Source organism: Pseudomonas sp. RIT357 (genome assembly GCF_000632245.1).
Lineage (GTDB): Bacteria > Pseudomonadota > Gammaproteobacteria > Pseudomonadales > Pseudomonadaceae > Aquipseudomonas > Aquipseudomonas sivasensis.
Map to the genome: position 1 here is coordinate 83,286 of NZ_JFYX01000010.1, position 22,233 is coordinate 105,518.

The following is a 22,233-nucleotide window of genomic DNA, read 5'->3' on the forward strand; positions in this document are numbered from 1 at the left end:
ATTCAGAAATTACGTATCAGATTGCATCGTCTTAGAACTTATCTTTCCAAGCCCTCAAGCTAGCAAACACCTCGGCCCCAGAGCGGTTGTCGCGGCCATTCCGTTCGTCCGCTTTTTGTTTAACGGATGTTTCAGAAGTACGCAGAAAAGGGTTGGTGCGTTTTTCCAATGCCAGGTTGGAGGGCAGTGTTATCTCACCACGGGCCCTGAGTTGGCGGACGATTTCCACCCGTTCGGCGATGTCGGCGTTGTCCGGTTCCACTGCCTGGGCGAACTTGAGGTTACTTTGTGTGTATTCGTGGGTGCAGTACACCAGCGTGTCGGCGGGCAGTGCGGCCAGGCGCTCAAGGGAAGTGTGCATCTGCTCCGGCGTGCCTTCGAACAGGCGGCCGCAGCCAGCGGCGAACAGGGTGTCGCCACAGAACAGCGCGCCCTGGTGATAGAAGGCGATGTGGCCGAGGGTGTGACCTGGCACGGTATAGATGTCAAAGTCCCAGCCGAGCACGTTGATGCGATCGTTATCCTGCAGGGCGACGTCCCGCGCCGGGATCTGCTCGTTGGCCGGTCCGTAGACCTTGGCTTCGGTCACTCGCTTGAGTTGCTCGACGCCACCCACGTGATCATGGTGATGGTGGGTGATCAGGATGTCGCTCAGGGTCCACTCCGGATGTTGCGTAAGCCAGCCCAGTACCGGCGCGGCATCGCCGGGATCGACCACCGCGCAACGTTGGGTATGCGGGTCCTGTAGCAACCATATGTAGTTATCGGTGAAGGCGGGCAGAGCACTGATCTGTATCATTCTTCGATTCGCCAAGCTGAACACATTGGTGCATCTTAGAACGTCTAGGCGAGTTGGAGAATGCAATGACTGATAAAGCGTTCGCCCAGGCCGATCCTGAGTGGCTGGCCCTGATCGGCGCGGCCCGCGAATGGTTGTCCGGGCCCATCGGGCAATTTTTGCTGGATGAAGAACGGCGCATGCTCGAAGACGAGTTGGGTCGTTTCTTTGGTGGCTACCTCGTGCATTACGGTCCCTCGGCACAGACGCCGCCCTCTGCGCCGCAGGTGCAGCGCAATGTGCGCCTGGGTGCTCCGTTGCCGGGCGTAGAGATCGTTTGTGAGGAACAGGCCTGGCCGTTGAGCGAGCACGCTGCCGATGTGGTGGTGTTGCAGCATGGCCTGGATTTCTGCCTGTCGCCTCACGGGTTGCTGCGCGAGGCGGCGAGCAGCGTGCGCCCTGGTGGCCATTTGCTGATTGTTGGTATCAACCCCTGGAGCAGTTGGGGGCTGCGCCATGTGTTCGCTCATGATGGCCTTCGCCAGGCGCGCTGCATCTCGCCGTCGCGGGTGGCGGACTGGTTGAACCTGCTGGGCTTCGCGCTGGAGAAACGCCGCTTCGGGTGCTATCGTCCGCCGCTCGCCTCGACCAAGTGGCAGGCGCGCCTGGCCGGCTGGGAACGCCGCGCGGGTGCCTGGCAACTGTCGGGCGGCGGCTTCTATTTATTAGTAGCGCGCAAGATTGTGGTCGGGCTGCGGCCAGTGCGCCAGGTGCCCCGCCAGCCCATGGGCAAGCTGGTGCCGATGCCGATGGCCAAGGTCAATCGCAAGCAAAGCGAACCGTAAAACCTTTTTGATTTCAGATCCCGCCTGTTTTGATGGATGTAACCGATGACCGATACCGTAGAACTCTTCACCGATGGCGCCTGCAAGGGCAACCCAGGCCCCGGCGGCTGGGGCGCGTTGCTGGTGTGCAAGGGCGTCGAGAAGGAACTGTGGGGCGGCGAAGCCAACACCACCAACAACCGCATGGAATTGATGGGCGCGATTCGCGGCCTTGAAGAACTCAAGCGCCGTTGCAACGTACTGCTGGTGACCGACTCGCAGTACGTGATGAAGGGCATCAACGAGTGGATGGTCAACTGGAAAAAGCGCGGTTGGAAGACCGCCGCCAAAGAACCGGTCAAGAATGCCGACCTATGGCAACTGCTCGATGAGCAATGCAATCGCCATGACATCACTTGGAAGTGGGTACGTGGTCACATCGGCCACCCCGGCAACGAGCGTGCCGACCAGTTGGCCAACCGTGGCGTGGATGAAGTGCGGGGCTACAAGCAAAGCTGATGCCGTCTGACGTGTTAACATCCCGCCCTTTGACGCACACCACCACCCCGTTGAGAGCTGAACCCTGATGGCCATCCGATCTGTTGTACTCGATACCGAAACCACCGGCATGCCGGTGACTGACGGCCACCGGATCATTGAAATCGGCTGTGTCGAACTCATGGGTCGGCGCCTCACCGGGCGTCACTTCCACGTCTACCTGCAACCGGATCGCGACAGTGACGAAGGCGCCATCGGCGTCCACGGCATCACCGACGAGTTCCTCAAGGGCAAGCCGCGTTTTGCCGAGGTGGCCGATGAGTTCTTCGAATTCATCAACGGCGCCCAGTTGATCATCCATAACGCGGCGTTCGACGTCGGCTTCATCAACAACGAATTTGCCCTCATGGGGCAGACGGATCGCGCGGATATTTCCCAGCACTGCTCGATCCTCGACACCTTGATGATGGCCAGGGAGCGTCACCCTGGCCAGCGCAACAGCCTGGATGCGTTGTGCAAGCGGTATGGCGTCGACAACTCCGGCCGAGAACTCCACGGCGCCTTGCTCGACTCCGAGATTCTCGCCGACGTCTACCTGACCATGACCGGCGGGCAGACCAGCCTATCCCTGGCCGGCAATGCTTCCGATGGCAGCGGCTCTGCGGAAGGCTCGGGCAATCGTCCTTCGGAAATCCGGCGTCTGCCGGCAGATCGCAAGCCGACCACCATTCTCCGCGCCAGCGAGCAGGACATGGTCGAGCATGCGCAACGCCTGGAAGCGATTGCCAAGTCGGCGGGCGCGCCGGCGCTGTGGACCCAGTTGACACAACAATAGCCCTGCGTGGGTCCGATCAACCTGTGCGAGGGGGCTCGCCCCCGATAGCGGTGGATCAGCCAATCAACTATTAGCTGACACACCGTGATCGGGAGAAAGCCACCTCCCACAGTTGATCTGCATAGCTTTCAAAATCTTCATTCGCGTCATCGCTTCCCAGCTTCTACCCTGAGTGAATAGCCCTCAGGACTCCCACGCCCTCATGTACAAAGACCTGAAGTTCCCTATCCTTATCGTGCACCGCGACATCAAGGCCGACACCGTTGCCGGCGACCGGGTCCGCGGCATTGCCAGGGAGTTGGAACAAGAGGGCTTCAGTGTTTTTTCCGCCGTGGACTACGCCGAAGGTCGGCTAGTGGCGTCTACCCATCACGGCTTGGCCTGCATGTTGATCGCCGCCGAAGGCGCTGGCGAAAATACCCATCTGCTGCAAAACATGGTTGAGCTGATTCGCTTGGCGCGGGTACGGGCACCGAACCTGCCGATCTTTGCCTTGGGCGAGCAAGTCACCCTGGAAAACGCCCCGGCCGATGCCATGAGCGAACTCAATCAACTGCGTGGCATCCTTTATCTGTTCGAAGACACCGTGCCATTCCTGGCCCGGCAAGTGGCCCGCGCTGCGCGCACTTACCTGGATGGCTTGTTGCCGCCATTCTTCAAGGCCTTGGTGCAGCACACCGCTGATTCAAATTATTCCTGGCACACCCCCGGCCATGGCGGTGGCGTGGCCTACCGCAAAAGCCCGGTGGGGCAGGCATTTCATCAGTTCTTTGGGGAAAACACCCTGCGTTCGGATTTGTCGGTCTCTGTGCCCGAATTGGGCTCGCTGCTGGACCACACTGGCCCCCTGGCCGAAGCAGAGGCTCGTGCTGCCCGTAATTTTGGCGCTGACCACACCTTCTTTGTGATCAACGGCACTTCCACCGCCAACAAGATTGTCTGGCACTCGATGGTCGCCCGCGATGATTTGGTGCTGGTGGACCGCAACTGCCACAAGTCGGTATTGCACTCGATCATCATGACCGGCGCGATCCCGCTGTACCTGTGCCCGGAGCGCAACGAACTGGGCATTATCGGCCCGATCCCCCTGAGTGAATTCAGCCCCGAGTCGATCCGCGCCAAGATCGACGCCAGTCCGTTGACCCGTGGCCGGCCAGCGAAAGTGAAGTTGGCCGTGGTCACCAACTCCACCTATGACGGCCTGTGCTACAACGCCGAGCTGATCAAGCAGCAATTGGGCAACAGCGTCGAGGTGCTGCACTTTGACGAAGCCTGGTACGCCTACGCGGCGTTCCACGAATTCTTTGCCGGGCGCTATGGCATGGGCACCTCGCGCACTCCGGACAGCCCACTGGTGTTCACCACTCACTCCACTCACAAGTTGTTGGCCGCGTTCAGCCAGGCCTCGATGATCCATGTACAGGACGGCGGCGCCCGTCAGTTGGACCGTGACCGTTTCAACGAAGCGTTCATGATGCACATCTCCACCTCGCCTCAGTACAGCATCATCGCGTCGCTGGACGTGGCTTCGGCGATGATGGAAGGCCCTGCCGGGCGTTCGTTGCTCCAGGAAATGTTCGACGAAGCCCTGAGTTTTCGCCGCGCGCTGGCTAACCTCCGCCAGCATATCGCCGCTGAAGATTGGTGGTTCTCGATCTGGCAGCCGCCGTCGGTGGCGGGCATCGACCGCGTCGCCACGGAAGATTGGCTGTTGCAGCCGCAGGATGACTGGCATGGCTTTGGGGATGTGGCCGAAGATTATGTGTTGTTGGACCCGATCAAAGTGACGCTGGTCATGCCCGGTCTCAATGCCGGCGGCGCCTTGAGCGATTGTGGGATCCCTGCCGCCGTGGTCAGTAAGTTCCTCTGGGAGCGCGGGTTGGTGGTGGAGAAGACCGGGTTGTATTCCTTCCTCGTGTTGTTTTCCATGGGCATCACCAAAGGCAAATGGAGTACGTTGCTCACCGAGTTGTTGGAATTCAAACGCAGCTACGACGCGAATGTCAGCCTGGCCAGTTGTTTGCCCTCGGTGTTTGCCCAAGGCCCGGCGCGTTATCAGGGCCTGGGTTTGCGCGACCTGTGCGACCAATTGCACAGCTGTTACCGCAGCAACGCCACCGCCAAACACCTCAAGCGCATGTACACCGTACTACCGGAGATTGCGATGAAACCGGCGCACGCCTACGACCAATTGGTAAGGGGTGAAGTGGAAGCAGTGTCGATTGATGCCTTGCCAGGACGCGTCGCAGCCGTGATGCTGGTGCCGTATCCGCCTGGTATTCCGTTGATCATGCCCGGCGAGCGCTTTACCGAGAGCACCCGCTCGATCATCGACTACCTGGCATTTGCCCGTACGTTCGATAGCAGTTTTCCCGGTTTTTTTGCCGATGTTCACGGGTTACAACACGAAGATGACGGCAGTGGTCGTTGTTACACCGTCGACTGCATCAAGGGTTAAGGATGTTTATGCAAGCTGTAATGAACCCGAAGTATCCAGGGCTCAGTGTGCGAGTCGCCGACGAAGGTTTTGATGCCTACGTGTGGGGCAATGACTTCAGTTTCGAGGTCAGCGCCTACAGCGTGCCGGAGATGGGCAAGCGCGTCGATCAATGGCCGCTGGAGCGTATCCTGCCGTACCGCAAATGTTATGGGATTGATCCTGAGGAGTTCGCCAGTTTCCGCGATGCCCCAGACAGTGCGATCTTCATGGCCTATCTGGACGATCGACCTGTGGGGCATGTCGTGGTCAGCACCAACTGGAATGGCTTTGCCCATGTGGATGAACTGGCGGTGGTCTTGCCGGCGCGGCGGCACGGTGTAGCGAAGGCATTACTGGATGTAGCGCAGTTCTGGAGCCGCAAGAAAAACCTGCCGGGCATGATGCTCGAAACCCAGAACAACAACCTCGGCGCCTGCCGCCTCTATGAGCGATGCGGCTATGTGATGGGCGGGATCGACCACCTGCGCTATCGCGGCATTGACCCGCAAACTCGCGAAGTGGCGATTTTCTGGTATCGGCTGTTCAAGGCCGAAGTCGACAAGGCTTAACTCAGCAGCAGGCTTTCAGCCTTCTGCGTGACAATCTCCAGCAATGCATTCATCGCTGGAGAGGCCGCGCCATCCTTGAGGGTCAGCGCGTACAGGCTGACCATCATCGGCGGCGACACCGGGCACGCATCCAGCCCGGCCTCTTGCGCGCCAAATGCAGTGAAGGGGTCGACAATCGCCAAGCCTTCTCCCGCTTCTACCATGCTGCGCATCATCTGGTAGGTCTGCACCCGCGTCTGCACCACCGGAAGCGGCCGTAGGGCTTGCAGCTTGGCGTCCAGCAGGCGGCTGAGCGGGTCTTGCCCCTCCAACCCGATCATCGACTGGCCGGCCAGGTCCTGTAGTGCAATGTACTTCTGCTTGGGCTTGAGCCAGCCGTGGGGCGCCAGCAACTGCAGTTTGCCTTGAGCCAGCACGGTGCTGACGATTTGCGGGTGTTCCGGGTCATGCAGGCTCAAGCCGACATCGGCCTCATGCAGCAACAGGCTCCTGACGATCTCCCTTGTGGGCTGGCTCGATAGGTTGCACGGGGTGTCCTGAAAGCGTCGACGCAGCACCGCGATACTTTGCGGCAGCAGTTGATTGGCCAGGGGCGGGGTACAGAGCGCACGCAAGGGCGGGGCGTGATGGTGTTTCAAACGGCTGGCCAGGCGTTGCACCGGTTCCAGCGCTTCGTATATATGGGCGATTTCTGCCTGCAGTTCGAGGGTTTCCCGTGTTGCCTGCAAGCGCCCGCGCACGCTGGCAAACAGCATAAAGCCCAGTTGCTGCTCGGCTTCCTTCAGCGCCGCGTCCACATCGCCCACGGGGAGTTGCAACCATTCGGCGGCCGTGCCGAGGTGTCCGGTCTGCAAGATGGCCTGAATCACTTCGATATGACGTAAACGCATGGCCGGAGTCTATGTGCAGTGTGGTGGGGTTTCAATGGTGCAAGCGGTCGTGCGCAAAAAAGACGGTGCAGGTCGCCTATGCCACTGGCGTTCAGCCACGACCTTACTAAAATGGCTCGTCTGATCATCAGCGACCAAAGCCGGGTACCGGCACTACAACAAAAACAGGTCTGGTCTCGAATGCCTATTCCCTCGACGTTCTTCGGGGTAACGGCCAAGCAACTCATGGTTCTGGTGACCGTGGGGTGCGCGGCGGCTTATCTCTTCAATAATCACGACAACAACACACCGGAAAGCCTGGCGCTCGAAGCGTTTATCCGTGCCCAGGAACAGGTCGGCGAACAAGTGGGGGCGGTGTTGGGGGTGACCTTGATCAGGCAGGTGGAGGCGTATCCCGCGTACAACACGTCGGGCTACACGCGCTCGATGTACGCCGTGGAAGGGGAGCGGGGGCACTTGCTGGTGACGCTCAAGCAAGGCGAGCAGGGCATCGAAGTGACGGAAATCCGCAGCCCCTGATCACCCCAGCCCAGTCAACGCCAGCAATGGCCAGGACTGAGCAGGTCATCAAGGCGAGATCTTATGAAGCGAGGGTGGTTTGCGATTCGCGGACAATAATGATGCCCGACTGGATCAGTTTGAACTCATCGCCTTCCAGTTTTTCTACACGGTCGCCAATGGCCAGCTTGTAGGTTGTGGTGGGCGCCGAGCCAGCCAGGTCGCCTTGCGCCGGGTTGGATTCCTGGAACTCATGCACGGAATAAACGCGGCCTTCCGCGTCTCTGGCATGGAACTGTCCGACAAGTACTGCTGCCATCTGTTTAGAACCTCTGGAGATAAACACTCGATTTGCGGTTCTGTAGACCGTAATAAAGAGGGGTAGTTTGCCTACGGAAAAAAAATACTATTCGCTGGGATTTTACGACGCCTCCTACGCAGAGAGGTGCGAGGCAAACGTCTGGAGGATTCTCAAAACCTTCTGGTGAACCTGTCGTGAAGCCTCTATAACTACAAGCTCCTTTAGTCAGACATCGGGAAAACCTCAATGAGCAAGGTCTACACGATTGCCGTCCTGGTTGGCAGCTTGAGAAAACAGTCGATCAACCGCAAGGTCGCGTTGGCATTGGCCGAACTGGCCCCAGCCAATCTGAAGTTGAACATCGTCGAAATTGGCGATTTGCCGCTCTACAACGAAGACATCGACGCTGATTCACCGCCGGCAGCCTACAGTACTTTCCGCAAACAGGTGAGTTCATCCGACGCGGTGTTGTTCGTGACCCCGGAATACAACCGCTCGGTGCCGGCCCCGTTGAAGAACGCGATTGATGTGGGTTCCCGTCCTTATGGGCAAAGCGCCTGGAGCGGCAAGCCGGGTGCGATCATCAGTGTGTCGCCTGGCGCTATCGGAGGCTTTGGCGCCAACCACCATCTGCGTCAGTCCCTGGTGTTCCTTGATGTGTGGTGCATGCAGCAGCCCGAAGCCTACCTGGGTGGGGCGGGCAGTGTGTTTGATGAGTCGGGCAAAGTGTCGGAAAAGACCAAGCCGTTTTTGCAGGCGTTTATCGATGCCTATGGGCAGTGGGTAGAAAAACAAACGGCTTGAGTTGGCAATAGCGTAAAGCGTGGGAAGGGGGTTGCCCCCTCCCACATGTTTAGATCAGCGCAGCCAGTTGGTCCGCGCCAGCTCGATTACCTCATCGCCACGCCCACTCATCACCGCCTTGAGCATGTACAAGCTAAACCCCTTGGCCTGCTCCAGCTTGATGCTCGGTGGCATCACCAGTTCCTGGGTGGCAGTCACCACGTCCACCAGCACCGGGCCATCGTGGGCCAGGGCGCGGCGCAGGGCCGGCTCCAGGTCTTCGGACTGCTCCACACGAATGCCGAGGATACCCATGGCATTGGACATCGCCGCGAAATCCGGGTTTTTCAGTTCGGTGCCCGCGTCCAGATAACCCGCCGCCTTCATCTCCATGGCGACGAACCCCAGTGACGAGTTATCAAACACGATGACTTTCACCGGCAACTTCAGCTGCGCCAGCGAGATGAAATCCCCCATCAACATGGCGAACCCGCCATCGCCGGACATCGAAATCACTTGCCGCCCCGGGAATGCTGCCTGCGCGCCAATGGCCTGGGGCATGGCGTTGGCCATGGAGCCGTGGTTGAACGAGCCGATCAGGCGGCGTTTACCGTTCATCTTCAGGTAGCGCGCCGCCCAGACCGTGGGCGAACCGACATCGGCGGTAAAGATCGCATCATCGTCGGCCAGTTCACTGAGCAATCGCGCGACGTATTGCGGATGGATCGGCCGGTTGGCTTTTGAAGGTTGCGCAAGGTCATCGAGCCCCTGGCGGGCTTTCACGTAATGCTTCAATGAAGTCTCAAGGAAGCTGCGATCCGTCTTGCGGGTCAAGCGCGGAAGGAGGGCGTCGATGGTTTCGCCCACATCTGCGGCGATGCCCAAGTCCAAGGTAGCGCGACGACCCAATGCCTGTGGGTTGCGGTCGACCTGGATGATTTTTGCGTCCGTAGGGTAGAACTGGCGATATGGAAAGTCCGTGCCGAGCATGATCAGCGTGTCGCAGTCGAGCATGGCGTGGTAACCGGAGCTGAAGCCGATCAGGCCAGTCATGCCCACATCAAACGGGTTATCCCATTCCACATGTTCTTTGCCGCGCAGGGCGTGCACCACCGGCGCACCCAGCGTATCGGCCAGGGCCACCACTTGCGCATGGGCGCCCGCACAGCCGCTGCCACAGAGCAGCGTGACTTTTTCACTGTCCTTGAGGATCTCGCTCAAGTGCAGCAGATCGGCCTCCGCAGGCAGTGTGCGTGGCGCGTGCAGGGCCGGCCACGGCTTGAGGGTGTCTTCGACTTCCAGCAGCGACACATCCCCCGGAATCACCACCACTGCTACGCCGCGATTGAGGATCGCCGAGCGCATGGCGCGGTGCAGCACTTGGGGCATCTGCGCGGGGTTGGTGACTAGCTCGATGAAGTGGCTGCATTCCTTGAACAGTTCCTGGGGATGGGTCTCCTGGAAGTAGTTCAGGCCAATTTCCGAAGACGGAATCTGCGCGGCAATCGCCAGCACTGGCACATGGTTGCGATGGCAGTCGAACAGACCATTGATCAAGTGCAGGTTGCCCGGCCCGCAGCTGCCTGCGCACACCGTCAACTCGCCGGTGGCTGCTGCTTCGGCACCGGCGGCAAATGCTGCGACTTCTTCGTGGCGCACATGCATCCACTCAATGCTGTCCATGGTGCGTAAGGCGTCGGTGAGGCCGTTGAGGCTGTCGCCGGTCAGGCCCCAAATGCGCTTGATGCCCGCCTGTTCAAGGGTGGTCGCCAGTTGCTGGGCCAGGTTGATTTTCGCCATGAAGCACTCCAATCGTCAGTGAGGTTAAAAAACTGCTGATCAATAGGGGACAGCTCGATCACGGCGAATGCTCCGTCTTTAATGTGAAGATTGCGTCATGGCCGCACGGTACTGCCGAGTGCGCCGAGCGATAAACCATTGGTCACACGCCAGGGCCAGCCAGGGGATAACCTTGGGGTTGGGCAAACGACCACGGCTGAGGCGGCGCATCTGGCCGCGCACCACGGCGAGCGTAGCGAGTGAGGCCAGGGGCTTGCGCTTCCAATCGATCGGTTTGAGTTGCGGGTTGAGGTCGCGTCCTTCGCGCCAATGCTTGATCAATTGTGGTTCCAGGGTCAGGGCGGTGGCGATACCGGCCATGGCGACGCCGCTGTCCAGTACCTGCTTCACGATAGGCAGTCGGCGAATGCCACCGGTGACCATCACGGGCATGGTGGCGACGCTGGCCATTTCTGCGGCAAATTCTAGGAAATACGCCTCACGGGCCAGGGTGCGACCATCCCGCGCTTCGCCTTGCATGGCGGGCGCCTCGTAGCTGCCACCGGACAATTCCAACAAGTCGATGGGCAACGGGTTGAGCATTTCGACCACCGCGCGCGCATCGGTTTCATCGAAGCCGCCACGCTGGAAATCCGCCGAGTTGAGTTTGACCGCCACGCAAAACGACGGGCTGACACTGGCGCGCACGGCGTGAATCACTTCCAGCAGCAGGCGCGCGCGATTTTCCAGCGAGCCGCCCCAACGGTCGCTGCGGTGGTTGCTCAAGGGCGAGAGAAATTGACTCAGCAAATAGCCGTGGGCGCCGTGGATCTGCACCCCGGTAAAGCCAGCTTTCTCGGCCAGGCGTGCGCTGGTTGCGAAGCGCCGGATCACGTCCTGAATATCGTCTTCGGTCATCGCTTTTGGTGTGGCGAACATCTTGGAAAAGCTGCCCAGGTCCAGCGCAATGGCAGACGGTGCCAAGGCTTGTTGGCCGAGATTGGCCATGGTCTGGCGCCCTGGATGGCTGAGCTGCATCCAGAAGTGCACGCCCTTGTTACGGGCTACATCGGCCCATTCGCGAAAGCTGTCCAGGTGCTCCTCGTTTTCCAGGGCCACGCCGCCGGGGCCGGTCATGGCGTGGCGGTCGATCATCACATTGCCGGTCAGCAGCAGGCCGGGTTCGCCGTCTGCCCAGGCCTTGTACAACTGCTTCAATTCGCGGGACGGCGCTTGGTTGATATCGGCCATGTTCTCTTCCATCGCAGCCTTGGCGATGCGATTGGCGATGATTTGGCCGTTGGGCAGTTGCAGGGCTTCAAAAGGTGACATGAGTTGACTCCTGAGCGGGGGAGGGCTCAGGCTAAGCTTAAAGTTAACTTTAATGTCAAGCAGGCGTTGTGATGAATATTGGTGAGCTGGCAAAACAGAGCGGTCTGGCCGCTTCACGCATTCGTTTTTACGAGAGCGAAGGGTTGATCAGTCAGGTCGGACGCCAGTCCAACGGATACCGGCGTTATGCGCCAGAGGCCTTGCAGACTCTGCAATTGATTCAGAGTGCGCAGCAGGCTGGGTTTACCTTGCAGGAACTCAAGGCGCTGATGCCCGCGCCTGGAGAGCACAAGCGCGACGAGTTGATCGAGGCCCTGGAGCGCAAAGTGGCACAGATCGAAGTGATGCAAGCGCAATTGGCCCACAGCAAAGCGCAGTTGCTGGGCGTGATCGAGGCCGTGCGGGCGCAGCCGGAAGGCGTGCCATGCTCCATGGGGCAGAAGCAGGTGCTGGCGTCGATAAAACTTCAACCATAAAAAAAGCCCTGGCATGCCAGGGCTTTTTCATGTCCGCAGACTTAGCGCCGGCGAAACAGCGGCAACGGCTCATCGGTTGCAGCCTGGTACGTTACCGAGAAGTCCTTGAGGCTTTCCAATGCTTCGTACGGGTCTTTGTCTGCGCGCAGCGCAAAGGCATCGAACCCGCAACGGCGCAGGTAGAACAACTGGTCGCGCAGCACATCGCCGATCGCCCGCAGCTCACCTTTGTAACCATAACGGTCACGCAGCAAGCGTGCGTTGGAGTAGTTGCGACCGTCGGTGAAGGCCGGGAAATTCAGGGCGATGACCTGGAAGTGTTCCACGTCAGGACCGATCTCCTCGGCTTCTTCATCGGCGTCCAGCCACACACCTAGGCCGCCGTCGCGGGCCTTGAGCGCGTGGCCATGCTCGCGCCACAGGGCCAGCGGCACGATCAGGTCGTCGCAGTTGGAAATGCCGTCGAAGCTCGCGTCCTTGGGCAGCAGGTGCCAGGTTTCGTCGAGGACTTCGTTGTTCTTAATGATTCGCTGCATAGACGCGCTCCTTGAACAGGTCAATGCCGATGCGCTGGTAGGTGTCGATGAAACGCTCATCTTCGGTGCGCTGTTCGATGTACACATCGATCAGTTTGCCGATCACCTCGGGCATGGCTTCCTGGGCGAAGGACGGGCCGAGGATCTTGCCCAGGCTCGCATCGCGGCTGGCGCTGCCACCCAGGGACACTTGGTAGAATTCTTCGCCTTTCTTGTCCACGCCCAGGATGCCGATGTGGCCGACGTGGTGGTGACCACAGGCGTTCATGCAACCGGAAATGTTCAGGTCCAGCTCGCCGATGTCGAACAGGTAGTCCAGGTCGTCGAAACGGCGCTGGATCGATTCGGCAATCGGGATCGACTTGGCGTTGGCCAGGGAGCAGAAATCACCGCCTGGGCAGCAGATGATGTCGGTCAGCAGGCCAATGTTCGGCGTGGCGAAACCGCCTTCGCGCAGTTCGCCCCACAGGGTGAACAGTTGGCTTTGCTCCACATCCGCGAGAATGATGTTCTGCTCGTGGGAGGTGCGCAGTTGACCGAAGCTGTAACGGTCGGCCAGGTCGGCAACGGCGTCCAGCTGCTTGTCGGTGATATCACCTGGGGCAACACCGGTAGGCTTGAGCGACAGGGTTACGGCCACATAGCCCGGCTTTTTGTGCGCCAGGGTGTTGCGCGTACGCCAGCGGGCGAAGCCCGGGTGCTGCTGGTCGAGTGCGGCGAGTTCGGCGTCCTGATTGCTCAGGGCCTTGTACTCGGGGTCGACGAAGTGCTTGGCGACGCGGTGCACTTCGGCTTCGGTCAGGGTGGTCTGGCCGCCGCGCAGGTGTTCCATCTCGGCATCGACTTTCTGGGCGAATACCTCAGGGGTCAGCGCCTTGACCAGGATCTTGATCCGGGCCTTGTACTTGTTGTCACGACGGCCATAGCGGTTGTAGACACGCAGGATGGCGTCGAGGTAGCTCAGCAAGTCTTGCCACGGCAGGAACTCGTTGATAAACGCACCAACTACCGGGGTACGGCCCAGGCCGCCACCCACCAGCACACGGAAGCCCAGCTCGCCAGCGGCGTTGTAGACCGGCTCCAGGCCGATGTCGTGGACTTCGATGGCCGCGCGGTCCGAGGTCGAGCCGTTGACGGCGATCTTGAACTTGCGCGGCAGGTAGGCGAACTCGGGGTGGAAGGTAGTCCATTGACGGACGATTTCGCACCATGGGCGTGGGTCAATCAACTCATCGGCGGCAACACCGGCGAATTGGTCGGTGGTCACGTTGCGCAGGCAGTTACCGCTGGTCTGAATGGCGTGCATCTGCACGGTGGCCAGCTCGGCGAGGATGTCCGGCACATCTTCCAGCGCCGGCCAGTTGAACTGTACGTTCTGGCGGGTACTGATGTGGGCATAGCCTTTGTCGAAGTCGCGGGCAATCTTGGCCATCATGCGCATCTGGCGCGAAGTCAGTTGGCCATAAGGCACGGCCACCCGCAGCATCGGCGCAAAGCGCTGAACATAAAGGCCATTTTGCAGGCGCAGAGGGCGGAACTCTTCTTCGCTCAGTTCACCTGCTAAGTAGCGTCGGGTCTGATCACGGAACTGCTTAACGCGGTCCTCGATGATGCGCTGATCGTATTCGTCGTATACGTACATATAGGTCCTGTTCTCGGCAAATCTGCGCGCACGGCCGCGCACTCCCAACGGAGCCGGCGCACGATACCAGTTTGCGTTTATGCGCAAAAGTGATGTTTGAGTATATGCAAATAACCAAAATGACTAATGAGAACAGTTATCGCGATATCCACATTTGTCATGCGGGCAATCATCAACTTTACTGTGAGCGAGTCTTAGTGCAATCACCTATAAAACCGACAAGAGGCGATGCGATGAGCAATCCGACAAAAGCCCGTAAACCCGACAGTACCGTGGATGCGTGGGCCATTCTGTTCTTGATCATTTTGGTGGTGGGAACTGCCGTGTTTTGGGTAAGCCACCAATAAAGGTGGTTGATCGAACCTCGATTGGTTTGGGCATTGCTACTATCATGGCGGCCTATTTTCGAGGCTCAGGCATCTATGTTGAAGGTGTTGATTACGTGTGTCTGGTTGCTGGGATCGACGTATGGAGTGATGGCTCATGCAACGTCGGTGGTCTTTCTCAATCCGGGCGTATCGACGGAAACCTTCTGGGTCAGCTACACGCACTTCATGCAGGCCGCCGCCAAGGACCTCGGCCTGGAGTTGCGTGTGCGTTATGGCGAGCGTAATCCCGACAATACGCTGCTTCAGGCGCGTGAGGTGCTGCAAGGCAGCCAGCGACCTGATTACCTGGTGCTGGTGAATGAGCAATACGTTGCACCGCAGATCCTGCGCATGGCCGAGGGCAGTGGCGTCAAGCTGCTGTTGGTGAACAGCGCGCTGACCCCCGACCAGATGCATTTGCTGGGAACCCGCAGTGGCATCCGTTTGATCGGCAGCCTGGTCGCTGACGATGAAGAGGCTGGCTACCTGATGCTCCGCGACTTGCTGCGCCAGCACGGACCGGTTGCGCCCGGTCAATCCATCGACCTGTTGGCCTTTTCCGGCGTCAAGACCACGCCGGGCGCGCAATTGCGTGAGCGGGGCATGCGTCGGGCGCTGGCCGAGCATCCCGAGGTGCGCCTGCGTCAGTTGGTCTACGGTGAATGGAGCCGCGAGCGCGCCTTCGAGCAAGCGACGCAACTGTTCAAGCGCTACCCGCAGACGGCGCTGGTGTGGTCGGCCAACGATCAGATGGCGCTGGGCGCCATGCAGGCGCTGCAGGCCAGCGGGCGGTTACCGGGTAAGGACGTGCTGTTCAGCGCGATCAACAGCTCGCCGGAGATTTTGCAGGCTCGACTGGACGGACGCTTGTCGTCCCTGGTCGCCGGGCATTTCACTGTCGGCGGCTGGGCCATGGTGTTGGTTCATGATGATGCCAAGGGCCTGGACATTGGCGCATACGGTGGGCGCGACCGGCAGTTGACGTTGTTCCAATTGATCGATGCCGGCCAGGCGCGGCGTTTGTTGGGGCCGACACCGTCGGTGAATTTTCGCGTGCTGTCGGCCCAGGGCAAGCCCGAGTCCTATCGCTACCCATTCAGCCTACGTCTGTTGCTGCGCTAGACGCCGGCCAGGTGCAGCACCAGCTTGACGATTCCAAACAAGGTCAAGGCAAACACCGCCGTAAACAGGATGCCCAGGATCACAAAGTGGCTGGGCTTGCCATGGGTGAAGTCGCGGGCCCGATTCTTGCCGCTCTGCACGCCAAACGCAGCGGCCACCACACTGTGGAGCATCTGCCAGAAGGTAGGGGGCTTGTAGTTGGCTGGATCGTCCATACGTCCCTCGACACAAGGTGTGTGAGGGATAGCATAGACGATTGCCCGAGGCGGGTTCGGGGAGGCGACGCGCAGTGTCACGGGCTGCATGCCCGCGTTGAGCGTGGGCACGTTTCTCCGTCAGGGCTTAGTTGTCATAACCCAGGTTCGGCGCCAGCCAGCGCTCGGTCACGGCCAGGTCCTGGTTCTTGCGGGCGGTGTAACTGGCGACCTGATCCTTGTCGACCTTGCCCACGGCAAAGTACTGCGCTTGCGGGTGGGCGAAGTACCAGCCGCTGACCGCCGCCGCCGGGAACATCGCGTAGTGTTCGGTAAGGAATACACCGCTGCGCCCGGCGTGCATTTCGCGGGCCTCGGGGTCGAGCAGTTGGAACAACTGGGCTTTCTCGGTGTGATCCGGGCACGCCGGGTAGCCGGGAGCAGGGCGGATACCGCTGTATTGCTCTTTGATCAGCGCCTCGTTGTCCAGTTGCTCGTCCTTGGCGTAGCCCCAGTGCTCTTTACGCACTTGCTGGTGCAGCCACTCGGCGCAGGCTTCGGCCAGACGGTCGGCCAGGGCCTTGACCATGATCGAGTTGTAATCGTCGCCGGCATCCTGGTAGGCCTTGGCCACTTCTTCGGCGCCGATGCCGGCGGTGGTGATAAAGCCACCGATGTAGTCGGTCACGCCGCTGTCTTTAGGCGCGACGAAGTCGGCCAGGGAGAAGTTCGGCTTGCCGTCGGTCTTGATGATCTGTTGGCGCAGGTGGTGCAGTTTGGCAATTGGCTGGCCGTCGTCGCCGTACACTTCAAGGTCATCGTCCTGCACCTGGTTGGTCGGCCAGAAACCAAACACCGCACGTGCGCTGATCAGCTTTTCATCGATCAGCTTCTTGAGCATTTCCTGGGCATCCGCGTACAGCGCGGTGGCGGCTTCGCCCACCACTTCATCGGTGAGGATGCGTGGGAATTTGCCGGCCAGGTCCCAGGAGATAAAGAACGGAGTCCAGTCGATGTACTCGGCCAGGACGTTGAGGTCGATATTGTCCAGCACCTTGGCACCGGTAAACGTCGGCACCACCGGTGTGTAGTTGCTCCAGTCGAACTGCGGCTTCTTGGCGATGGCCGCCGGGTAGCTCAGGCGTTCGGTGCGCGCACTGCGGTTGGAGGTGCGCTCACGCACATCGATGTATTCCAGGCGGGTCTTCTCGACGAAGCCGGCTTTCAACTCCTTGGACAGCAACTGCGTGGCCACGCCCACCGCGCGTGAGGCGTCGGTGACGTAGATCACCGCGTCGTTGCTGTACTTAGGCTCGATCTTCACCGCCGTGTGCGCCTTGGAGGTGGTCGCGCCGCCGATCATCAGGGGCAGGTGGAAGTCCTGACGCTGCATCTCGCGGGCCACATGCACCATCTCGTCCAGGGACGGCGTGATCAGGCCGGACAGCCCGATAATGTCGCACTTCTGCTCCTTGGCCACCTGCAGGATCTTCTCCGCCGGCACCATCACACCCAGGTCGACGATGTCATAACCGTTGCAACCGAGCACTACGCCGACGATGTTTTTGCCGATGTCATGCACGTCGCCCTTCACCGTGGCCATCAGGATCTTGCCCTTGGCTTCCGGCTTGTCACCTTTTTCCAGCTCAATGAACGGGATCAAGTGAGCCACGGCCTGCTTCATCACACGGGCGGATTTCACCACCTGGGGCAGGAACATTTTGCCCGCGCCGAACAGGTCGCCGACGATGTTCATGCCGGACATCAGCGGGCCTTCGATCACTTCGATCGGGCGCGCGAACGACTGCCGGGATTCCTCGGTGTCTTCAACAATGTGGGTGGTGATGCCCTTGACCAGCGCGTGTTCCAGGCGCTTGTTCACCGGCCAACCGCGCCATTCCTCGGTCTCGGCCTCTTTTACGCTGCCGTCGCCCTTGTATTTGTCGGCGATGGCGAGGAGGGCGTCGGTGCCTTCCGGGGTGCGGTTGAGGACTACATCTTCAACGGCTTCGCGCAGCTCGGCCGGGATCTGGTCGTAGATCTCCAACTGGCCGGCGTTGACGATACCCATGGTCAGGCCGTTGCGGATCGCATACAGCAGGAACACCGAGTGGATCGCTTCGCGCACCGGGTTGTTGCCACGGAACGAGAACGACACGTTGGACACGCCGCCGGAGGTCAGCGCATACGGCAGCTCGTCGCGGATGTAGGCACAGGCGTTGATGAAATCGACGGCATAGTTGTTGTGCTCTTCGATACCGGTGGCGACCGCAAAAATGTTCGGGTCGAAGATGATGTCTTCCGGCGGAAAGCCGACTTCATTTACCAGGATGTCGTAGGAGCGTTTGCAGATTTCTTTCTTGCGCGCTTCGGTGTCGGCCTGGCCGGCTTCGTCGAACGCCATCACCACCACGGCGGCGCCGTAGCGCTTGCACAGCTTGGCGTGGTGAATGAACTGCTCGACGCCTTCCTTCATGCTGATGGAGTTGACGATGCCCTTGCCCTGGATGCACTTGAGGCCGGCTTCGATCACTTCCCACTTGGAGGAGTCGATCATGATCGGTACGCGGGAGATGTCCGGCTCGCCGGCGATCAGGTTGAGGAAGGTCACCATGGCCTTCTTCGAATCCAGCATGCCTTCGTCCATGTTGATGTCGATCACCTGGGCGCCGGCTTCCACCTGCTGCAGGGCGACTTCCAGGGCTTCGGTGTAGTTGTCTTCGCGGATCAAGCGGGCAAAGCGTGCGGAGCCGGTGATGTTAGTGCGTTCGCCGACGTTGACGAACAGCGAGCTGCGATCAATGGTGAACGGCTCCAGGCCCGACAGGCGGCAGGCCTTGGGAATATCCGGGATCGGGCGCGGCGCATAACCGGCCACGGCCTTGGCGATGGCTTCAATATGACCAGGCGTAGTGCCGCAGCAGCCGCCGACGATATTGAGGAAGCCGCTCTGGGCAAACTCTTCGATGACTTTGGCGGTTTCCGAAGGCAGCTCGTCGTACTCGCCGAATTCGTTGGGCAGGCCGGCGTTCGGGTGCGCCGACACATGGGTGTTGGCCTTGTTGGACAACTCTTCCAGGTACGGGCGCAGCTCGCTGGCACCCAGGGCGCAGTTCAGGCCCACGGAAATCGGCTTGGCGTGGGCGACCGAGTTCCAGAATGCTTCGGTGGTCTGGCCCGAGAGGGTACGGCCGGAGGCGTCGGTGATGGTGCCGGAGATCATGATCGGCAATTCGATGCCGAGCTCTTCGAACACACCCTGCACGGCGAAGATCGCGGCCTTGGCGTTGAGGGTGTCAAAGATGGTTTCGATCAGGATCAGGTCCGCACCGCCTTCGATCAGGCCTTTGGTGGCCTCGGTGTAGTTTTCCACCAGTTCATCGAAGGTTACGTTGCGGTAGCCGGGGTTGTTCACGTCGGGCGACAGCGAGCAGGTACGGCTGGTCGGGCCCAGGACGCCGGCAACGAAGCGTGGCTTGTCCGGGTTCTCGGCGGTCTTGGCGTCCGCGATCTTGCGCGCCAGGCGTGCGCCTTCGACGTTCAGTTCATAGGCCAGCTCTTCCATGCCGTAATCGGCCATGGAAATGCGCGTGGCGTTGAAGGTGTTGGTTTCGAGGATGTCGGCGCCGGCATCCAGGTAGGCCTTCTCGATGCCGCCGATCACGTCCGGGCGGGTAATCACCAACAGGTCGTTGTTACCCTTGACGTCGCTCGGCCAGTCGGCAAAGCGTTTGCCACGGTAGTCGTGCTCTTCCAGTTTATAGCTCTGGATCATCGTGCCCATGCCGCCGTCGAGGATCAGGATGCGTTCCTTGAGGGCGTGGTGGAGGGCTTGCAGACGAGCGCTACGATCGGACATGGGACTACTCTGGTCAGGCATTACGGAGGGCGTGGATCATAGCAAACCTGTGCGGATTTGCGGCATGTCCGGCTTTTGCATGAATATCGCTCACGTTGTGAGGTGCGATGGCCCGGTAGAATCACCGGCAATTTTTCAGCGCACGCATTGAATCGGGACCGGATACATGTCACTTCGTCTTATCGTCAGCGCCGTCCTGGCATTGATTGCCAGTACTGCCCAGGCAGAAGGTCCCGCCCCGGCGATCTCCTACACCCGCGACATCCAACCGATTTTCACCGAGAAGTGCGTGGCCTGCCATGCCTGCTATGACTCCGCCTGCCAGCTCAACCTGGGCAGTGCCGAGGGCGCCGCCCGAGGCGCGAGCAAAGTGCCTGTGTACGACGGCGAGCGCAGCCAGGCTGCGCCGACTACGCGCTTGTTCTATGACGCATTCGGCAAGCAAGCCTGGCAGCAGAAGGGCTTCTATTCGGTGCTGGACGCCCAAGGCAGCCAGGCCGCGTTGATGGCACGCATGCTGGAACTGGGGCATAACGCACCGCTGCAGCCCAACGCCAAGCTGCCGGACGACATTGTGCTGGGCCTGAACCGCGAAAACATGTGCGCCACCCCCGGCGAATTCAATGCCTACGCAGGCAGTCATCCTAAGGAAGGCATGCCACTGGCGGTCACCGGCCTGACCGACCAGCAATACCAGACGCTGCAGCGCTGGCTGGCGTCCGGCGCGCCGATCGATGAGCAGGGCCTGGCACCGAGTGCCAAGGAAGCCTTGCAGGTGCAGCAGTGGGAAAACCTGCTCAACCAGCCCGGCGCCCGAGAAAGCCTGGTGGCCCGCTGGTTGTTCGAGCACTTGTTCCTGGCCCATATCTATTTCGAGAACGGCGAGCCGGGGCATTTCTTCCAGTGGGTGCGCTCGCGCACGCCGAGTGGGCAGCCCATCGACCTGATCAGCACCCGTCGCCCCAATGACGATCCGGGCACGCGGGTGTACTACCGTCTGTGGCCGGTGCAGGGCGTGATCGTGCACAAGACTCACATTACCTATCCGTTCAGCGCTGCCAAAATGGCGCGGATCAAAGCGCTGTTTTACACCGGTGATTGGCAGGTCAGCGCCTTGCCGGGTTACGGGCCTGGACGTCGCGCCAATCCGTTCGACACCTTTGAGGCAATCCCCGCCAAGGCGCGTTACCAGTTCATGCTGGATAACGCCGAGTACTTTGTACGCACCTTTATTCGCGGGCCGGTGTGCCGTGGGCAGATCGCCACGGACGTGATCCGCGACAACTTCTGGGCCCTGTTCCAGGACCCGGACCACGACCTGTACATCACCGATGCACGTTATCGCGGACAGGCCACGCCGTTGCTCGCCATGCCGGGGCAGAACGATGATGTAGGCAGCGTGTTGAGCCTGTGGCTGGCTTATCGCGACAAGCGCAATCAGTACGAAGCGCTGCGCCGGGACAGTTATGCCGATTTGCCGCCACCCAGTTGGTCGAGCCTGTGGGCGGGCAATGACAACGCCTTGCTGAGTATCTTCCGCCACTTTGACAGTGCGTCGGTCAACAAAGGCCTGATCGGCGAAGTGCCTCAAACGATGTGGCTGTTCGACTATCCGTTGCTGGAACGGACTTATTACCAGTTGGCGGTGAATTTCGATGTGTTTGGCAACGTCTCGCACCAGGCCCAGACTCGCCTTTACTTCGACTTGATCCGTAACGGTGCCGAGCAGAACTTCCTGCGCCTGATGCCGGCGGACTCTCGTGAAGACTTTATGGACGACTGGTACCAGAACAGCGGCAAGATCAAGCTGTGGCTGGATTACGAAGCCATTGATGACGATAAGCCTACAGGCTTGCACCTCAATGAACAGGATCCCAAGCGGGACTTTGCCAACCAGTTGATTGCCCGTTACGGCGATCTGAATGCGAGCCCGGACCCGATCAATCGCTGTTCTGGTGCTTATTGTTCGCGTGACGGTATTGAGCCTGCCTTGCAGGATGCTGAGCAGGCGCTTAGCCGGCTGACCTTGCGTCCGGCGGCTGGTCTCAAGGTGATAGATCAGTTGCCTGAGGCGACGATGTTGCGTGTTGAGACTGCCAGTGGGACGCGTGTGGTTTACAGCCTGCTGCGTAATAGGGCTCACAGTAATGTGGCGTTTTTGCTGGGTGAGGCGTACCGCTATCAGCCGGGGCTGGATACGGTGACTGTTTACCCTGGGGTGCTCAGTAGTTATCCGAACTTCATGTTCAATATTCCAGCGCAGGAAGTGCCTGTTTTTGTGGCGCAGATGGAGCAGGTCAAGGACGCCGCGCAGTTTGAGAAGATTGTGGATCGTTGGGGGGTGAGGCGTAGTCATCCGCTGTTTTGGCGGTATTTCCACGACTTGTCGGAGTATGTTCGGGAGACTACGCCGGTTGAGGCGGGGGTCCTGGATATGAATCGGTATGAGAATTTGTGAGTGGTTGGGGGG

19 protein-coding genes are annotated in these 22,233 nt (G+C 60.0%); 10 read left to right on the forward strand and 9 right to left on the reverse strand.

Translation table 11 applies throughout. The features are described 5' to 3' along the window. Window positions 1-31 precede the first annotated feature (31 nt). Window positions 32-799: a hydroxyacylglutathione hydrolase gene (gene gloB, locus BW43_RS18690; protein WP_032885821.1), complete on the reverse strand. Its 768-nt coding sequence runs from the start codon at window positions 797-799 to the stop codon at window positions 32-34. 65 nt (window positions 800-864) lie between these two features. On the opposite strand from gloB, the gene BW43_RS18685 reads away from it, so the two are divergent. From BW43_RS18685 to BW43_RS18665, 5 genes are all read left to right on the forward strand, one after another. Then, complete coding sequence (locus BW43_RS18685) at window positions 865-1,623, forward strand: class I SAM-dependent methyltransferase (RefSeq protein ID WP_032885822.1); 759 nt, start codon at window positions 865-867, stop codon at window positions 1,621-1,623. 45 nt (window positions 1,624-1,668) lie between these two features. Next, window positions 1,669-2,121, forward strand: a complete 453-nt coding sequence (rnhA, locus tag BW43_RS18680; protein WP_017738572.1) for a ribonuclease HI — start codon at window positions 1,669-1,671, stop codon at window positions 2,119-2,121. A 73-nt stretch (window positions 2,122-2,194) separates the two neighbouring features. Continuing rightward, complete coding sequence (gene dnaQ, locus BW43_RS18675; RefSeq protein ID WP_163033241.1) at window positions 2,195-2,935, forward strand: DNA polymerase III subunit epsilon; 741 nt, start codon at window positions 2,195-2,197, stop codon at window positions 2,933-2,935. Between the two features lie 202 nt (window positions 2,936-3,137). After that, window positions 3,138-5,393: an Orn/Lys/Arg decarboxylase N-terminal domain-containing protein gene (locus tag BW43_RS18670; RefSeq protein WP_032885824.1), complete on the forward strand. Its 2,256-nt coding sequence runs from the start codon at window positions 3,138-3,140 to the stop codon at window positions 5,391-5,393. A gap of 20 nt (window positions 5,394-5,413) precedes the next feature. Then, window positions 5,414-5,983 (forward strand): GNAT family N-acetyltransferase, encoded by a 570-nt coding sequence (locus BW43_RS18665; RefSeq protein ID WP_032885825.1) that lies wholly within the window; start codon window positions 5,414-5,416, stop codon window positions 5,981-5,983. Here the strand turns inward: BW43_RS18665 and BW43_RS18660 are convergent. Further along, a complete protein-coding gene (locus BW43_RS18660) occupies window positions 5,980-6,873 on the reverse strand; it encodes a LysR substrate-binding domain-containing protein (RefSeq protein WP_032885827.1) in 894 nt (297 codons plus the stop codon). The two genes, BW43_RS18665 and BW43_RS18660, sit on opposite strands and share 4 nt — an antisense overlap. Before the next feature lie 180 nt (window positions 6,874-7,053). Between BW43_RS18660 and BW43_RS0127365 the strand changes: the two genes are divergently transcribed. Continuing rightward, window positions 7,054-7,392: a hypothetical protein gene (locus tag BW43_RS0127365; RefSeq protein ID WP_032885841.1), complete on the forward strand. Its 339-nt coding sequence runs from the start codon at window positions 7,054-7,056 to the stop codon at window positions 7,390-7,392. 61 nt (window positions 7,393-7,453) lie between these two features. Here the strand turns inward: BW43_RS0127365 and BW43_RS18655 are convergent, their stop codons facing one another. Continuing rightward, window positions 7,454-7,690: a hypothetical protein gene (locus BW43_RS18655; protein ID WP_032885828.1), complete on the reverse strand. Its 237-nt coding sequence runs from the start codon at window positions 7,688-7,690 to the stop codon at window positions 7,454-7,456. Between the two features lie 228 nt (window positions 7,691-7,918). Between BW43_RS18655 and BW43_RS18650 the strand changes: the two genes are divergently transcribed. Then, window positions 7,919-8,476: an NADPH-dependent FMN reductase gene (locus BW43_RS18650; RefSeq protein WP_032885829.1), complete on the forward strand. Its 558-nt coding sequence runs from the start codon at window positions 7,919-7,921 to the stop codon at window positions 8,474-8,476. Between the two features lie 54 nt (window positions 8,477-8,530). Here BW43_RS18650 and poxB read toward each other — a convergent pair whose 3' ends face one another. Both poxB and BW43_RS18640 read right to left on the reverse strand, forming a co-directional pair. Continuing rightward, window positions 8,531-10,255, reverse strand: a complete 1,725-nt coding sequence (gene poxB, locus BW43_RS18645; RefSeq protein WP_032885830.1) for a ubiquinone-dependent pyruvate dehydrogenase — start codon at window positions 10,253-10,255, stop codon at window positions 8,531-8,533. Window positions 10,256-10,333: 78 nt separating this feature from the next. Next, on the reverse strand, window positions 10,334-11,566 hold the full coding sequence (locus BW43_RS18640) for an NADH:flavin oxidoreductase/NADH oxidase family protein (protein WP_032885831.1): 1,233 nt from the start codon (window positions 11,564-11,566) through the stop codon (window positions 10,334-10,336). Window positions 11,567-11,637: 71 nt separating this feature from the next. On the opposite strand from BW43_RS18640, the gene BW43_RS18635 reads away from it, so the two are divergent. After that, entirely contained in the window at window positions 11,638-12,042 is a 405-nt protein-coding gene (locus BW43_RS18635; RefSeq protein ID WP_032885832.1) for a MerR family transcriptional regulator, read from the forward strand. 41 nt (window positions 12,043-12,083) lie between these two features. Here BW43_RS18635 and BW43_RS18630 read toward each other — a convergent pair whose 3' ends face one another. Both BW43_RS18630 and BW43_RS18625 read right to left on the reverse strand, forming a co-directional pair. After that, window positions 12,084-12,578, reverse strand: a complete 495-nt coding sequence (locus BW43_RS18630; protein WP_032885833.1) for a DUF934 domain-containing protein — start codon at window positions 12,576-12,578, stop codon at window positions 12,084-12,086. Further along, window positions 12,562-14,220, reverse strand: coding sequence for a nitrite/sulfite reductase (locus BW43_RS18625; protein WP_032885834.1), 1,659 nt, complete (start codon window positions 14,218-14,220; stop codon window positions 12,562-12,564). Before BW43_RS18625 ends, BW43_RS18630 begins: the two co-directional genes overlap by 17 nt. A gap of 422 nt (window positions 14,221-14,642) precedes the next feature. Here BW43_RS18625 and BW43_RS18620 point away from each other — a divergent pair, with 422 nt between their 5' ends. Then, a complete protein-coding gene (locus BW43_RS18620; protein ID WP_032885835.1) occupies window positions 14,643-15,710 on the forward strand; it encodes an ABC transporter substrate-binding protein in 1,068 nt (355 codons plus the stop codon). Here BW43_RS18620 and BW43_RS18615 read toward each other — a convergent pair. Further along, window positions 15,707-15,925: a DUF2970 domain-containing protein gene (locus tag BW43_RS18615; RefSeq protein WP_032885836.1), complete on the reverse strand. Its 219-nt coding sequence runs from the start codon at window positions 15,923-15,925 to the stop codon at window positions 15,707-15,709. The two genes, BW43_RS18620 and BW43_RS18615, sit on opposite strands and share 4 nt — an antisense overlap. A 127-nt stretch (window positions 15,926-16,052) precedes the next feature. Next, entirely contained in the window at window positions 16,053-19,763 is a 3,711-nt protein-coding gene (metH, locus tag BW43_RS18610; protein WP_032885838.1) for a methionine synthase, read from the reverse strand. A gap of 166 nt (window positions 19,764-19,929) precedes the next feature. Between metH and BW43_RS18605 the strand changes: the two genes are divergently transcribed. Then, complete coding sequence (locus tag BW43_RS18605; protein ID WP_032885839.1) at window positions 19,930-22,221, forward strand: fatty acid cis/trans isomerase; 2,292 nt, start codon at window positions 19,930-19,932, stop codon at window positions 22,219-22,221. Window positions 22,222-22,233 lie beyond the last annotated feature (12 nt).

Coding starts and splice junctions, on each gene's coding strand:
- BW43_RS18615 (WP_032885836.1), bottom strand. CDS start 15,925: ATGGACGATCCAGCCAACTACAAGCCCCCTACCTTCTGGCAGATGCTC.
- BW43_RS18605 (WP_032885839.1), top strand. CDS start 19,930: ATGTCACTTCGTCTTATCGTCAGCGCCGTCCTGGCATTGATTGCCAGT.
- BW43_RS18620 (WP_032885835.1), top strand. CDS start 14,643: ATGTTGAAGGTGTTGATTACGTGTGTCTGGTTGCTGGGATCGACGTAT.
- BW43_RS18685 (WP_032885822.1), top strand. CDS start 865: ATGACTGATAAAGCGTTCGCCCAGGCCGATCCTGAGTGGCTGGCCCTG.
- BW43_RS18630 (WP_032885833.1), bottom strand. CDS start 12,578: ATGCAGCGAATCATTAAGAACAACGAAGTCCTCGACGAAACCTGGCAC.
- BW43_RS18650 (WP_032885829.1), top strand. CDS start 7,919: ATGAGCAAGGTCTACACGATTGCCGTCCTGGTTGGCAGCTTGAGAAAA.
- poxB (WP_032885830.1), bottom strand. CDS start 10,255: ATGGCGAAAATCAACCTGGCCCAGCAACTGGCGACCACCCTTGAACAG.
- BW43_RS18625 (WP_032885834.1), bottom strand. CDS start 14,220: ATGTACGTATACGACGAATACGATCAGCGCATCATCGAGGACCGCGTT.
- BW43_RS18670 (WP_032885824.1), top strand. CDS start 3,138: ATGTACAAAGACCTGAAGTTCCCTATCCTTATCGTGCACCGCGACATC.
- gloB (WP_032885821.1), bottom strand. CDS start 799: ATGATACAGATCAGTGCTCTGCCCGCCTTCACCGATAACTACATATGG.
- BW43_RS18665 (WP_032885825.1), top strand. CDS start 5,414: ATGAACCCGAAGTATCCAGGGCTCAGTGTGCGAGTCGCCGACGAAGGT.
- BW43_RS18635 (WP_032885832.1), top strand. CDS start 11,638: ATGAATATTGGTGAGCTGGCAAAACAGAGCGGTCTGGCCGCTTCACGC.
- BW43_RS0127365 (WP_032885841.1), top strand. CDS start 7,054: ATGCCTATTCCCTCGACGTTCTTCGGGGTAACGGCCAAGCAACTCATG.
- BW43_RS18640 (WP_032885831.1), bottom strand. CDS start 11,566: ATGTCACCTTTTGAAGCCCTGCAACTGCCCAACGGCCAAATCATCGCC.
- BW43_RS18660 (WP_032885827.1), bottom strand. CDS start 6,873: ATGCGTTTACGTCATATCGAAGTGATTCAGGCCATCTTGCAGACCGGA.
- BW43_RS18655 (WP_032885828.1), bottom strand. CDS start 7,690: ATGGCAGCAGTACTTGTCGGACAGTTCCATGCCAGAGACGCGGAAGGC.
- rnhA (WP_017738572.1), top strand. CDS start 1,669: ATGACCGATACCGTAGAACTCTTCACCGATGGCGCCTGCAAGGGCAAC.
- metH (WP_032885838.1), bottom strand. CDS start 19,763: ATGTCCGATCGTAGCGCTCGTCTGCAAGCCCTCCACCACGCCCTCAAG.